Origin of the sequence: Leptothrix cholodnii SP-6 (assembly GCF_000019785.1) — a bacterium.
In the GTDB taxonomy this organism is placed as follows: domain Bacteria; phylum Pseudomonadota; class Gammaproteobacteria; order Burkholderiales; family Burkholderiaceae_C; genus Sphaerotilus; species Sphaerotilus cholodnii.
Genome location: NC_010524.1, coordinates 1,416,465 through 1,429,152 on the forward strand (window position 1 = coordinate 1,416,465; position 12,688 = coordinate 1,429,152).

The 12,688-nt window shown below is 68.2% G+C and carries 13 protein-coding genes; 3 read left to right on the top strand and 10 right to left on the bottom strand.

Annotated elements, in window-relative coordinates; genetic code table 11:
- Positions 1 to 46 precede the first annotated feature (46 nt).
- The 5 genes from LCHO_RS06650 to LCHO_RS06670 form a co-directional block, all read right to left on the bottom strand.
- Positions 47 to 1,372 (bottom strand): TRAP transporter large permease, encoded by a 1,326-nt coding sequence (locus LCHO_RS06650; RefSeq protein WP_012346361.1) that lies wholly within the window; start codon positions 1,370 to 1,372, stop codon positions 47 to 49.
- Entirely contained in the window at positions 1,369 to 1,866 is a 498-nt protein-coding gene (locus LCHO_RS06655) for a TRAP transporter small permease (RefSeq protein ID WP_012346362.1), read from the bottom strand. The genes LCHO_RS06650 and LCHO_RS06655 overlap by 4 nt, the downstream gene beginning before the upstream one ends.
- Before the next feature lie 98 nt (positions 1,867 to 1,964).
- Positions 1,965 to 2,996 (bottom strand): TRAP transporter substrate-binding protein, encoded by a 1,032-nt coding sequence (locus tag LCHO_RS06660; protein WP_012346363.1) that lies wholly within the window; start codon positions 2,994 to 2,996, stop codon positions 1,965 to 1,967.
- Between the two features lie 107 nt (positions 2,997 to 3,103).
- Entirely contained in the window at positions 3,104 to 4,072 is a 969-nt protein-coding gene (locus tag LCHO_RS06665) for a PDR/VanB family oxidoreductase (RefSeq protein WP_012346364.1), read from the bottom strand.
- On the bottom strand, positions 4,069 to 5,124 hold the full coding sequence (locus LCHO_RS06670; RefSeq protein WP_012346365.1) for an aromatic ring-hydroxylating oxygenase subunit alpha: 1,056 nt from the start codon (positions 5,122 to 5,124) through the stop codon (positions 4,069 to 4,071). The genes LCHO_RS06665 and LCHO_RS06670 overlap by 4 nt, the downstream gene beginning before the upstream one ends.
- Positions 5,125 to 5,221: 97 nt before the next feature.
- On the opposite strand from LCHO_RS06670, the gene LCHO_RS06675 reads away from it, so the two are divergent.
- The 3 genes from LCHO_RS06675 to LCHO_RS06685 all read left to right on the top strand — a co-directional run bounded on the left by LCHO_RS06675 (position 5,222) and on the right by LCHO_RS06685 (position 7,188).
- Positions 5,222 to 5,938, top strand: a complete 717-nt coding sequence (locus LCHO_RS06675; RefSeq protein ID WP_223210512.1) for a GntR family transcriptional regulator — start codon at positions 5,222 to 5,224, stop codon at positions 5,936 to 5,938.
- A 256-nt stretch (positions 5,939 to 6,194) separates the two neighbouring features.
- Positions 6,195 to 6,545 (top strand): c-type cytochrome, encoded by a 351-nt coding sequence (locus LCHO_RS06680; protein ID WP_012346367.1) that lies wholly within the window; start codon positions 6,195 to 6,197, stop codon positions 6,543 to 6,545.
- Positions 6,546 to 6,579: 34 nt separating this feature from the next.
- Positions 6,580 to 7,188, top strand: a complete 609-nt coding sequence (locus LCHO_RS06685; RefSeq protein WP_012346368.1) for a NapC/NirT family cytochrome c — start codon at positions 6,580 to 6,582, stop codon at positions 7,186 to 7,188.
- A gap of 10 nt (positions 7,189 to 7,198) precedes the next feature.
- Here LCHO_RS06685 and LCHO_RS06690 read toward each other — a convergent pair whose 3' ends face one another.
- The 5 genes from LCHO_RS06690 to napA are packed head-to-tail and all read right to left on the bottom strand — an operon-like array spanning position 7,199 to position 12,543.
- Positions 7,199 to 7,900, bottom strand: a complete 702-nt coding sequence (locus tag LCHO_RS06690) for a NapC/NirT family cytochrome c (RefSeq protein WP_012346369.1) — start codon at positions 7,898 to 7,900, stop codon at positions 7,199 to 7,201.
- Between the two features lie 21 nt (positions 7,901 to 7,921).
- Positions 7,922 to 8,407: a nitrate reductase cytochrome c-type subunit gene (locus LCHO_RS06695; RefSeq protein ID WP_012346370.1), complete on the bottom strand. Its 486-nt coding sequence runs from the start codon at positions 8,405 to 8,407 to the stop codon at positions 7,922 to 7,924.
- Complete coding sequence (gene napH / locus LCHO_RS06700; protein WP_012346371.1) at positions 8,407 to 9,252, bottom strand: quinol dehydrogenase ferredoxin subunit NapH; 846 nt, start codon at positions 9,250 to 9,252, stop codon at positions 8,407 to 8,409. The genes LCHO_RS06695 and napH overlap by 1 nt, the downstream gene beginning before the upstream one ends.
- Positions 9,249 to 9,968, bottom strand: coding sequence for a ferredoxin-type protein NapG (napG, locus tag LCHO_RS06705; RefSeq protein WP_012346372.1), 720 nt, complete (start codon positions 9,966 to 9,968; stop codon positions 9,249 to 9,251). Before napG ends, napH begins: the two co-directional genes overlap by 4 nt.
- Positions 9,969 to 9,987: 19 nt before the next feature.
- On the bottom strand, positions 9,988 to 12,543 hold the full coding sequence (gene napA, locus LCHO_RS06710) for a nitrate reductase catalytic subunit NapA (RefSeq protein WP_012346373.1): 2,556 nt from the start codon (positions 12,541 to 12,543) through the stop codon (positions 9,988 to 9,990).
- Positions 12,544 to 12,688: the final 145 nt, after the last annotated feature.

Consider the following 12,688-nt stretch of genomic DNA (forward strand, 5'->3'; position numbering starts at 1 on the left):
CAGTCGATCCGAAACTGCAAAAGACTATAGACCGCCGGCCCGCACCTCAGCTGAAGAACAGCCCGATCATGCCCAGCGTGAGCCCCGGGAAGAACAGCAACAGCAGCAGCCGCAGCATGTCCGACGCCAGGAAGGGCAGCACGCCCTTGTAGGTCTCGTGCATCGGCACATCCTTGGCGATGCTGTTGACGACGTAGACGTTCAGCCCTACCGGCGGCGCCGTCAGCCCGATGCCCACCGTCATCAGCACCAGGATGCCGAACCAGATCGCCTTGGGCTCGGCGGCCAGGCCGAACAGCTCCAGGCTCATCACGGCGGGGAAGATCACCGGGATGGTCAGCAGCATCATCGACAGCTCGTCCATCACGCAGCCCAGCAGGATGTAGAGCGCCAGGATGGCGCCCACGATCACCAGCGGCGCCACCGGCAGGTGGCCGACCCATTCGGCGATGCGCGCGGGCATCTGCGTGAGCGCCAGCGCCGAGTTCATCATGTCGGCGCCGAGGAAGATCATGAACACCATCGCCGAGGTCTCGGCGGTGCCCAGGAAGCTGCGGATGATGCCGGCTCGGTCGAGTTCGCGCCGCACCAGCGCGGCCAGGAAGGTGCCCACCGCGCCCACCGCGGCGGCTTCGGTCGGCGAGAAGATGCCGCCGTAGATGCCGCCGAACACGGTCACGAAGATCAGCGCGATCGGCCACACGCCCAGCAGCGCACGCCAGCGCGCGGCCCACGGCAGCGGCTCGCTGGGCGTGGCCAGTTCGGGCCGCCAGCGGCAGACCAGCGCGATCACCGCCAGGTAGCCGATCACCGCCAGCAGCGCCGGCAGCATCGCGGCGGCGAACAGCTTGCCGATGTTCTGCTCGGTCAGGATGGCGTAGACCACCAGCGGCACCGACGGTGGCACCAGGATGCCGAGCGTGCCGCCGCTGGCCAGCGCGGCGGTGGTGAGGCGGCCGTGGTAGCCGTGCGCCTTCATCTCCGGATAGGCCACCTGCGTGATGGTGGCCGAGGTGGCGACCGACGAGCCGCAGACCGCGCCGAAGGCCGCCGCCGACAGCACGGCCGCCATCGCCAGCCCGCCGCGGATGTGACCGACAAACGCCGCCGCCGCCTTGAACAGCGCCCGCGACAGCCCGCCCTGGGTGGCGAACTGGCCCATCAGAAGGAACAGCGGGATGACCGACAGGTCGTACACCGTCAGCCGCGCCACCGCGCTGCCCTTGAGCATGTTGAGCAGCGCCATGTCGTTGGTCAGCACCCAGTAGCCGAGCGCGCCGGGGATGAACATGGCCGCGGCGATCGGCACCCGCAGCGCCATCAGCACCAGCATGCCGGCGAACATCAGCAGGCCGATCTCACCTGGGTTCATGCCGCGCTCCCGTCCACATGCGCGTTCAGCCCGCGCAGCAGGCGCTGGGCCTGCCACAGCGCCACCAGCGCGGTCAGGCCGAGGCCGGGGGCCAGCATCAGGTAGCTCCAGCCCATCGGCAGGCCGAGGATCATGGTGGTCTCGCCGGCCTCGCTGACGGCGATGGCGCCGGCGGCCGTGCGCAGCGACAGCAGCGCGCACATCAGCGCCAGCAGCAGCGCGCCGATGCCGTCGAGCGCGCGCACGCCACGCTGCGGCAGGCGCTGGGTGAAGAAGTCGACCACGATGTTGGCACCGTGCAGCTGGCACCACGGCAGGCACAGCGAGATGCACAGCGCGATGCCGAACTGCGTCAGCTCCACATCACCCTGGATCGGCTGCGCAAACAGCGCCCGCCCGGCGATGCTGACCACGACCATCAGCGCCACGCCGCTGGCCACCGCGCCACCGGCGAGGGCAAAGAACCAGGCGATGTGCCTGAGAAGTCGGTGCATGGGGGCTCCGTCCGTGTTGATGGCCCACGAGACGACGCGCCCGGAGGGCGCGTCGAGACGGGCTCAGGCAGGGCCGCGGCTCAGGCCGCGGCCGGGTCTCACTTGCGGTACTTGACCAGCAGGTCGCGCGCGTCCTGCAGCATCTGCTTGCCGGGCATGCCCTTCTTGTCCATGTCGGACGTGAAGCTTTCGTACAGCGGCGCCGAGGCCTTGATCCAGTTGTCGAGCTCGGCCGCGGGGATCATCGTGAAGGTGTTGCCACGCTCCTGCGCCGCCTTGCGGCCGGCGGCCTGGCTGCCGTCCCAGATCTTGCCGATCGCCTGCGAGTAGGCGGCGCCGCTGTTGGCGTCGATCACCGCCTTGAGCTCGGGGCTCAGGGCGTCGTACTTGGCCTGGTTCATCGCGAACACGAACACCGCGCTGTAGAGCGCCGCGCGGCTCGGGTCGGTCTCGGAGTGGTACTTGACCATCTCGTGCAGCTTGAGCGAGGGCATCACCTCCCACGGCAGCAGGAAGCCGTCGATCGTGCCCTTGCTGACCGAGTCGACGATCGCCGGCAGCGGCATGCCCACCGGGGTGGCGCCCAGCGTCGACAGCAGCTTGTTGGTCTGGCGCGTGGGCGCGCGCATCTTCAGGCCCTTGAAGTCGGCCATCGTCTTGACCGGCTTGTCGCGGGTGTGGATGAAGCCCTCGTCGTGCACCCAGATCGCCAGGATCCTGGTGCCCGGGAACTCTTTCAGCGCGTACTTCTGCAGGTAGTCCCAGGCGGCGCGTGCGCCCACTTCGGCCGAGTTGGTCATGAACGGCAGCTCGAACACCTCGAGCGCCGGGAAACGCCCGGCCGTGTAGCCCGGCAGCGTGATGATGACGTCGGCCACGCCGTCCTTGACCTGGTCGACCAGCTGCGGCGGCGTGCCGCCCATGCTCATGGCCGGGAAGATCTGGCACTTCATCTTGTTGGCCGATTCCTTGGCGATCTTGTCGCACCAGGGCGTGATCACGTTCACCGAGGCCATCGCCTGCGGGTTCCAGATGTGGTGGAACTTGAGCGTGACTTCCTGTGCCAGGGCGGCGCCCGAGAGGGCCAGGCCGGCGGCGATCGCCAGGCCGGTGCGGAGCAGTGATTTCATGGGAGCGTCTCCGTTCTTGAATGTCGGGATGGTGGCCGGCCGCGGTGCGGCAGCCAAGCGTGGAAACACCAGCGACCGGCGATCGGCAACCCGCGCCGCGCCCGGCCTCACAGGTCGAGCACCAGCCGGGCCGATTTCGAGCGCGAGCAGCAGGGCAGGAACTGGTCGTTGGCGGCCTGTTCCTCGGGTGTGAGGTAGAGGTCACGGTGATCGGGCGTGCCTTCGAGCACGCGCGTCAGGCAGGTGCCGCAGACCCCTTGTTCGCACGAGGTCATCACCGCCACGCCGGCCTCGGCCAGCGCGTGCACGATGCTCTGCCCCGGCGGCACGATCACGATGCGGCCGCTGCTGGCGAGCTGCACCTCGAAGGCCGCATCGCCCGTCAGCGCCGCCACCGGCTCGGCGCCGAAGTATTCGTAATGGATCTGCGCGGCCGGCCAGCCGCGATCGCGCGCGCGGCCGAGCACCGCGTCCATGAAACCTTTCGGACCGCAGACGTAGACGTGCACACCGGCCTCGGGCTGGCCGAGCAGGGCGTCGAGATCGAGCCGCTGCGCCGCGTCGCCATCGTCGAAATGCCGCTGCACGCGGTCGGCGAAACGCGACGCGTCGATGCGGCCGACGAAGGCGGTGCGCTCGCGCGATCGCGTGCAGTGGTGCAGCTCGAAATCGGCGCCGATCACGGCCAGCCGCTCGGCCATGCACAGCAGCGGCGTGATGCCGATGCCGCCGGCCAGCAGCAGGCTGCGGCGCGCCTCATGGGCGAGCGGAAAATGATTCTTGGGTGCGCTGATCTGCAGCCGGTCACCCTCGTGCACCGCGTCGTGCAGCGCCACCGAACCGCCGCGCGAGGCGGCATCACGCAGCACGCCGATCAGGTAGCGGTGGCTCTCGCCGGGGTCGTTGCACAGCGAGTACTGGCGCACCACGCCGCCCGGCAGGTGCACGTCGACGTGCGCGCCGGCCGAAAACGCCGGCAGCGCGCTGCCGTCGTCGGCCACCAGCTCGAAGGTGGCGATGTCGAGCGCCTCGACGGCCTTGCGCGCCACGCGCACGGTGAGCAGGCCGGGGCTCACCAGCTGCTCTCTGGCGCGCCCGATGGCGCACGTTCTTCGGCGATCTTGCGATCGATCACGCGCCGCGCCTGCACGCCGCCCGAGTCGATGTTGAGGGCCAGCAGCTTGCGATCGGGCCAGCGCGTCAGGTTGGCCTGCTGGCGCTCCAGCATCTCCCGGTCCTCGGCAAAGATGCGGCCCTGGCCGTCGCGGATCTGCGTCGTCAGCGACGGGTCGTGCGGCTTGAAGTGGCGCGCCATGCCCCAGAAATACCAGATCGAGCCGTCGGTCTCGGGCGTGATGAAGTCGACCACGATGCTCGACGCCTTGACCTCGGCGGGCGCCGCGTGGCCGCCGTGGCCGGCCAGCGCCACGCCGACCTCGATCAGCACGTGGCTGGGCGGCGTGAAGTGGCAGATCTGCCAGCGGTCGACCGGCTGGTCGTCGGGCAGGCCGTTCATGCGCAGCGCCATCTTCCAGAACGGCGGCGCCTCGATGCCGTTCATGAAGCGGCTGGTGATGACCTCGTCGCCGTCGACGCGGGTGCTGCACGGCACCTCGTCGATCTCCTTCTGGCCGATGCTGGTGGCGTGCACGTAGGTCTCGTGCGTCAGGTCCATCAGGTTGTCGATCATCAGCCGGTAGTCGCAGCCGATGTTGTAGAGCCCGCCGCCGTAGGCCCACTCGGGGTGGTCGGCCCAGGGCAGGGCGGGCAGCAGCGCGGCGTCGGCGCGGGCCGCGTCACCCGGCCAGACCCACACGAAGCCGTGGCGCTCGATCACCGGAAAGCTGCGGATCGCCGGGAAGCCGCGCACCCGCTGGCCCGGCATCGCGATGGTCTTGCCGTCGCAGCCCATCTCGAGGCCGTGGTAGCCGCACACCAGCCTGCCTTCGCAGACGCGGCCGAGCGACAGCGGCGCGCCGCGGTGCGGGCAGAAATCCTCCAGCGCGGCGACCGCACCGCTGCCGTCGCGGTAGAACACCAGCGGCTCGCCGCAGATCGTGCGGCCGAGCGGCTTGTCGGCGAACTCGTCGGGCGTGCAGGCCACGTACCAGGCGTTGCGGGCAAACATTGCGGGTGTCTCCGGATGCAATATTGGATCCAATGATGTCAATCTCGGCTCAACAATCAAGCGGGATTCCCCCATGTCGGAATTGAGAACGGATGTATTGGATCCAATCGAGCCGCCGGCCGGCCCGGATGCCGCCGATTCGATCAGCGTGCTGACGGCGCTGCGGCAGTTCATCGTCAAGGGCCGCTACGCCGCCGGCGAGCGGCTCACCGAGGTGGCGGTGGCGCAGGCGCTGGGGGTGTCGCGCACGCCGGTGCGGCTGGCGTTTCGCACGCTGGCGCAGGAGGGGCTGCTGCAGATGGCGGGCAAGCGCGGCTATCTGGTGCGCGCGTTCTCGGCGGTCGACGTGGCGCATGCGGTCGAGGTGCGCGGCGTGCTCGAAGGCCTGGCTGCGCGCCATCTGGCCGAACAGGGCATGAGCGCCGAGGTGCGCGCGCGCCTGCTCGACTGCCTGCGCGAAGGCGAGCAGGTGCTGCGTCCCGGCCACCTGAGCGACGACGCCATCGGCGCCTGGAGCCGGCTCAACGCGGCCTTCCACGGCACCCTCGTGCGGGCGCTGGGCAGCAGCGTGATCGCCGACGCGATCGCCCGCAACGACCACCTGCCGTTCGCTTCGGCCGACTCGATCGTCATCGACCGCGACGCGCTCGGCCGCGAGCTCGACAAGCTGCGCGTCGCCCAACTGCAGCACCGGCTGGTGTTCGACGCGCTGGAGCGGCGCGAATCGGCGCGCGTGGAGGCGCTGATGCGCGAGCACGCGCAGGTGGGCCTGCGCTACGGCGGCTTGCTCGGCAGCGCGATCCCGGCAGTTTGACGCGCAAGACGGGTGCTCGGGCAGGCCCGGCTGCTTGTTGCGGCGACGCATTCGTGCTGTGAATTTTCGTTTCCCGATTCCTGCGGCACTGCTAATCTGCACCGAACCGTTCATCGGCCGACTCGCTTGTCTTGCATGCCGTGGCGTCGATGCGGGGCCAAGGCAAGCAGTCGGTCCGATCCCGAACAAGAAGAAAAACGAGTGCCGCGCTTGTTGCGCAGCGCCTGCGAAGTTCCTCGACCTGCCGGAGTTGACCGTGAATCATCGAATCCACACCCCGAACCTTGCCGGCCTCGTCACGGCCGGTCTGTGTGCCCTGCTGCTGTCAGGCGCCGCACACGCCGCCGACGACGCCGCGGCCGCCGCCCTGGCCAAGAAGAGCGATTGCCTGAAGTGCCACTCGGTCGACAAGAAGAAGGACGGTCCGTCCTTCAAGGAAGTGGCCGGCAAGTACAAGGGCAAGGCCGATGCCGAAGCCAAGCTCCACACCCACCTGACCACCAATCCCAAGATCAAGATCGACGGCGTGGAAGAAGAACACGTGGCCTTGAAGACCAAGAACGAGGCCGAGATCCGCAACGTGGTGCAGTGGATCCTGTCGCGCTGACGCGCGCGTCGACAACTTCTTTCGAAAGCCTCGCATGGCCGACAGCCCGGGCGCATTGCGCCGCCTCTGGAATGCGCTGCGGCGCCCCAGCGCCACCTTCTCGGTGCTCACGCTCCTGTTGACCGGGTTCGCCTCGGGCATCGTCTTCTGGGGCGGCTTGAACACCGGCATGGAGGCCACCAACACGATGGCGTTCTGCATCTCGTGCCACGAGATGCAGAGCACGGTCTACGTCGAGTACAAGGAAACGATCCACTATTCGAATCGCAGCGGCGTGCGTGCCGTGTGCGCCGACTGCCACGTGCCCAAGGACTGGGTGCACAAGGTGGCCCGCAAGATCCAGGCGTCCGGCGAGGTCTACGGCAAGATCGTCGGCAGCATCGACACGCCCGAGAAGTTCGAGGCCAAGCGTGCCGAAATGGCGTCCCATGTCTGGAAGCGCATGAAGGAGACCGATTCTCTGGAATGCCGCAATTGCCACACCGCCACGGCCATGAGCCCGGACAAGCAGACCGACAAGGCCAAGGCCCGTCACGCCAAGGGCTTTGCCGAAGGCAAGACCTGCATCGACTGCCATTACGGCATTGCGCACAACGAGCCCGAAGGCCCGGGTCCGCAGGAACTGTTCGGCGCCAAGCAGTAGGACGGGCCCGTCAGGGCCTGGATGCTGCCGACGCGGCCGAGGCCGCTGCCACGGCGGCTTCGTTGGGGTTGATCACCCCTGGCGTGCTCGGGTCGGCCGGCGCTTCCTTGGGGGCACCGATGTGCTGCTCGACCTCGGGCAGCGTGTGCGCGATGCCCTTGTGGCAGTCGATGCAGGTCTGGCCCGCGGTGAACGCCACCTGGTGACGGGTGGCCGCGCGGCTGTTCTGCTCGGCGTAGTCCATGTAGGTGAAGTTGTGGCAGTTGCGGCACTCGCGGCTGTCGGTGCGCTTCATCCGGTCCCATTCATGCTGGGCCAGCACGGCACGCTTGGCGTTGAACTTCTCGGGCGTGTCGATGCTGCCCAGGATCTTGTGCAGCACCTCGTTGCTCGCCTGGATCTTGCGGTAGATCTTCGGGCCCCATTCCTTGGGCACGTGGCAATCCGGGCAGGTGGCGCGCACGCCGGTGCGGTTCTGGTAGTGGATGGTGTTGCGGTATTCGACGAACACGTTCTCCTTCATCTCGTGGCACGAGATGCAGAACTCCTCGCGGTTGGTGTATTCCATCGCGGTGTTGAAGCCGCCCCAGAACACGATGCCCGCGCCGAAGGCGCCGATCAGCATCAGCGTGCCCGGCAGCCAGAGCCATTTCCACAGCCGTGCGACGAGTCCGCCCTGCGCAGTCGATGAAGTCTTGTTGTTGTCAGCCATCGTGATCTCCTGGTCGCCGGGTCACTGCAGCCCACGGGCGCGCTGGAAGGTGTTGTCGATCAGCGGCCGGGCGTCGGTCTGCGGCACGTGGCACTGGGTGCAGAAGTAGCGGCGCGGGCTGATGTTGTCGAGTTCCTGTCCCTCGCGGGTGCGGAAGTGCGTGACGCTGACCTTGGTCGCACCGCTGACCTTGGTCTTCTGCCAGGCGTGGCAGTCCATGCACTTGTTGTAGTTCTTGGTGATCTGGTAGCCCGCCGTGGTGTGCGGGATCAGCGGCGGCTGCTGCACGAAATCGCGGTCGGCCGGGCCGTGGTCACGCTCCTGGCGCGCACCCTCGGGCGGGTTGTCCTGGTTGAGCGGCGTGCCGCCGCGCAGGCCCTGCAGCTTGACGGGGGCCGATGCGGGCGCGTCGGCTGCGCTGGCCAGGTCGGCACCCATCCACACCAGTCCGGCGGCCAGAACGAGCTTGGCCAGTTGTCGCGCCATTTGTGGCATCACGGTGTTCATCAGTCTCTCCGGGTATCTCGTCGGTGGGTGAAGGTAAAGACATCGGGGCCGCAGACATCGATGCAGCGGCCACAGTTGGTACAGGCCGGGTCGGCGATCACCGGGAGTGCGCCGCCCTTGCCCTTGAGGGCGATCGGGATCACCTGCGGCTCGGGGCAGACCGCATAGCAGTCGGCGCAGTCGTTGCACCGGCTGCTGTGGCGCGCGCTCACGCGCACCACGCTCTTGTGGCCGATCAGCGCGTAGGCGGCGCCGACCGGGCAGAGGCTGCCGCACCAGCCGCGCGGCGCCACCAGCAGGTCGAACAGGAACACCGCCGCGGTGATGCCCCAGGCCACGCTGCCGCCGAAGATCAGCGCGCGCTGCGTCATCGAGACCGGGTTGACCGTCTCCCACACCGCCATGCCGCTCGCCGCGCTGGCCAGCAGCACGGCGCCCAGCAGCCAGTGGCGCAGGTTGTTGCGCGGCGCGCGGCCGCTGCCGATGTTCAGGCGCCGGCGCAGCCACGCGGCGCTGTCGGTGACGATGTTGACCGGGCAGACCCACGAGCAGAACACCCGCCCGCCGACCAGCGCATAGAACGCGATCACGATCGCCGCGCCGATCAGCGCGCTGAGCTCGGGCAGGTGGCGCGTAGCCAGCACCTGCGCCAGCACGAAGGGGTCGGTGAGCGGCAGCACGTCGAGCGTCAGGCTCGACGCCAGGTTGCCCTTGACGATCCACACGCCCGCCATCGGACCGAGCAGGAACAGCGTGAAGATGCCCAGCTGGCTGGCGCGGCGCAGCAGGAGGAAACGGTGCGCCAGCCACCAGCCCTTCATGCGCACGGCTTCGCCGGCGCTCATCGCCGCACCTCGGGCGTGTTGAAGTGCGGCACGTCGGTCTGGTTCTGCGACTCCCAGCCCTTGCGGTAGTGGTGGCCGAGTTCACCGCGCGCGATCGCCACCGGCAGCACCTTGATCGCGGCCTGTTCGAGCACGCAGCTCTTCTCGCACTTGCCGCAGCCGGTGCAGGCCTCGGCGTGCACGGTGGGCAGCAGCATCGCGTGGCGGTCGCTGCGCGGGTTGTGGATGTTCTCGAGCGTGATCGCCTGGTCGATCACCGGGCAGACGCGGTAGCAGACGTCGCAGCGCAGGCCCAGGAAGTTCAGGCAGTTCTCCTGGTCGATCAGCACCGCCACGCCCATCTTCGCCTTCGTGATCTCGGTCAGCGCGGGGTCGAGCGCGCCGGTCGGGCAGGCCTTGACGCACGGGATGTCCTCGCACATCTCGCAGGGGATCTCGCGCGCCACGAAGTAGGGCGTGCCGATCGCCACGTCGCGCGCCAGGCCGTCGCCCCAGGCGCTGAGCTTGAGGTTGGCCGGCGGGCAGTCGCGCACGCACAGGCCGCAGCGGATGCAGGCGCCCAGGAACTGCGGCTCGTCGATCGCGCCGGGCGGGCGCAGCGCCTGCGCCGGGCGCGCCAGCGCAGGCCGTCCGGCCAGCGCCGCACCGCCCGCGATCAAGGCGGCGGTGGTGGCACTGGCGGCGCCTTGCAGCACCTCGCGACGGCTCAGTTTCACGATCGGTCTTTCAGCGGGTTCAGGCGCGCACGACCTTCACGGCGCATTTCTTGAAGTCGGTCTCTTTCGAGATCGGGCAGGTGGCGTCGAGCGTGAGCTTGTTGATCAGCTTGCCTTCGTCGAAGAAGGGCACGAACACCAGCCCGCGCGGCACCTTGTTGCGGCCCTTGGTCTCGACCGCCAGCAAGATCTCGCCGCGGCGCGATGCGATCTTGACCTTCATGCCGCGCTGCAGGCCCCGTGCCTTGGCGTCGTCGGGGTGCATGAACAGCTGCGCTTCGGGCACGGCGCGGTGCAGTTCGGGCACGCGCCGCGTCATCGTGCCGGTGTGCCAGTGCTCGAGCACGCGGCCGGTGCACAGCCAGAGGTCGTATTCCTTGTCCGGCGACTCGGCCGCCGGCTGGTAGGGCAGGGCGAAGATGTTCGCGCGGCCGTCCTTGTGGCCGTAGAACTTGACGCCCTCGCCCTTCTTCACGTACGGGTCGTAGCCCTCGCGGAAGCGCCACAGCGTCTCCTTGCCGTCCACCACCGGCCAGCGCAGGCCGCGCACCTCGTGATAGACGTCGAACGGTGCCAGGTCATGACCGTGGCCGCGGCCGAACTCGGCGTACTCCTCGAACAGGCCCTTCTGCACGTAGAAGCCGTAGGCCTTGGACTCGTCGTTGGTGTAGTCCTTGATGTACTTGGCGTTGACCTTGGTCAGGTCGGCCAGCGGGTACTTGTCGACCTTGCCGTTCCTGAACAGCACGTCGAACAGCGTCTTGCCCTTGACCGCGGGCTTCTTGGCGATCAGCTCGGCCGTCCAGACGTCCTCGATCTTGAAGCGCTTGCTGAACTCCATCATCTGCCACAGGTCGGAGCGGGCCTCGCCCGGCGCGCTGACCTGCTGGCGCCACACCTGGGTGCGGCGCTCGGCGTTGCCGAAGGCGCCTTCCTTCTCGACCCACATCGCTGCCGGCAGCACCAGGTCGGCGGCCATCGCGGAGGCGGTCGGGTAGGGGTCGCTGACGACGATGAAGGTCTTCGGGTTGCGCCAGCCCGGCAGGATCTCGCCGTTGATGTTCGGCCCGGCCTGCATGTTGTTGTTGGTCGTGACCCAGTAGCACTTGAGCTTGCCGTCCTTCAGCGCGCGGCTCTGTGCCACCGCGTGCAGGCCGATCTTGTCGGGGATCGTGCCCTCGGGCAGGCCCCAGATCTCCTCGGCGTGATGGCGGTGCTCGGGGTTGGTCACCACCATGTCGGCCGGCAGGCGGTGCGCGAAGGTGCCGACCTCGCGTGCGGTGCCGCAGGCGCTGGGCTGGCCGGTCAGCGAGAACGGGCCGTTGCCCGGCTGGCTGATCTTGCCGGTCAGCAGGTGGATGTTGTAGACCATGTTGTTGGCCCAGGTGCCACGCGTGTGCTGGTTGAAGCCCATCGTCCAGTACGACACCACCTTGACCTTCGGGTCGGCGTACAGCTCGGCCAGCGCCTTGAGCTGCTCGACCGTCACGCCGGAGATCTCGCTGACCTTCTCGGCGGTGTATTCGGAGACGAACTTGGCGTACTCGTCGAACGAGATCGGCGTGCTGTCGTTCGGGTTGCCCTTGGGCTTGCCGTCGGCGCCGGGGTAGCCGTTGGAGGTGGCGTCCTTCTCGAGCGCGTGCCCGGGGCGCAGGCCGTAGCCGATATCGGTGGCGCCCTTCTTGAAGTTGATGTTCTTCTTGACGAACTCGGTGTTGACCTTCTTGTTCGTGATGATGTAGTTGGCGATGTAGTTCAGGATCGCCAGGTCGGTCTGCGGCTTGAAGATCATGGCCTGGTCGGCCAGGTCGAAGCTGCGGTGTTCATAGGTCGACAGCACCGCCACCTTGACGTGCGGGTTGCTCAGGCGCCGGTCGGTGATGCGGCTCCACAGGATCGGGTGCATCTCGGCCATGTTGCTGCCCCACAGCACGAAGGCGTCGGACTGCTCGATGTCGTCGTAGCAGCCCATCGGCTCGTCGATGCCGAAGGTGCGCATGAAGCCGGTCACCGCGCTGGCCATGCAGTGGCGCGCGTTCGGGTCGAGGTTGTTGGAGCGGAAGCCCGCCTTCCACAGCTTGGCGGCGGCGTAGCCTTCCCAGACCGTCCACTGGCCCGAGCCGAACATGCCGATGCCGGTCGGGCCGTCGGTCTTGAGCGTCTCTTTCCACTTGGCTGCCATGATGTCGAAGGCCTCGTCCCAGCTCACCGGCACGAAGTCGCCTTCCTTGTCGTAGACGCCGTTCTTCTTGCGCAGCAGCGGGGTCTGCAGGCGGTCGCGGCCGTACATGATCTTGGACAGGAAGTAGCCCTTGATGCAGTTGAGGCCGCGGTTGACCGGCGCCTCGGGGTCGCCCTGCGTCGCCACGACCTTGCCTTCCTGCACGCCCACCATCACCGCGCAGCCGGTGCCGCAGAAGCGGCACGGCGCCTTGTCCCAGCGCACGGCCACGTCGGCGGCGGTCTTGGGCGCGGCGGTGCCGTTGGCGGCTTCGACCACGATCGGGATGCCTGCGGCAGCAGCGCTCGCGGCCAGGGCCTGGGCCTTCAGAAAGTCACGGCGATTCGATTGCATGATGGCGTCTCCGCCGCGTGGCACATGCGCACGCGGGCTGGGTGGGTGTGAGTCTGGGATCGGGTTCAGACGGTCAGCACGCATGCTGACCCACAGCGTCATTGCTGTCCTTGAACCAGTTCAAGTCGGCGCGCGGACCTGCGCG

Bases quoted from the DNA above. Each gene is read 5' to 3' on its own strand.
- napH (WP_012346371.1), bottom strand. From the start codon at position 9,252: ATGAGCGCCGGCGAAGCCGTGCGCATGAAGGGCTGGTGGCTGGCGCAC.
- LCHO_RS06685 (WP_012346368.1), top strand. From the start codon at position 6,580: ATGGCCGACAGCCCGGGCGCATTGCGCCGCCTCTGGAATGCGCTGCGG.
- LCHO_RS06655 (WP_012346362.1), bottom strand. From the start codon at position 1,866: ATGCACCGACTTCTCAGGCACATCGCCTGGTTCTTTGCCCTCGCCGGT.
- LCHO_RS06690 (WP_012346369.1), bottom strand. From the start codon at position 7,900: ATGGCTGACAACAACAAGACTTCATCGACTGCGCAGGGCGGACTCGTC.
- LCHO_RS06660 (WP_012346363.1), bottom strand. From the start codon at position 2,996: ATGAAATCACTGCTCCGCACCGGCCTGGCGATCGCCGCCGGCCTGGCC.
- LCHO_RS06695 (WP_012346370.1), bottom strand. From the start codon at position 8,407: ATGAACACCGTGATGCCACAAATGGCGCGACAACTGGCCAAGCTCGTT.
- napA (WP_012346373.1), bottom strand. From the start codon at position 12,543: ATGCAATCGAATCGCCGTGACTTTCTGAAGGCCCAGGCCCTGGCCGCG.
- LCHO_RS06650 (WP_012346361.1), bottom strand. From the start codon at position 1,372: ATGAACCCAGGTGAGATCGGCCTGCTGATGTTCGCCGGCATGCTGGTG.
- LCHO_RS06670 (WP_012346365.1), bottom strand. From the start codon at position 5,124: ATGTTTGCCCGCAACGCCTGGTACGTGGCCTGCACGCCCGACGAGTTC.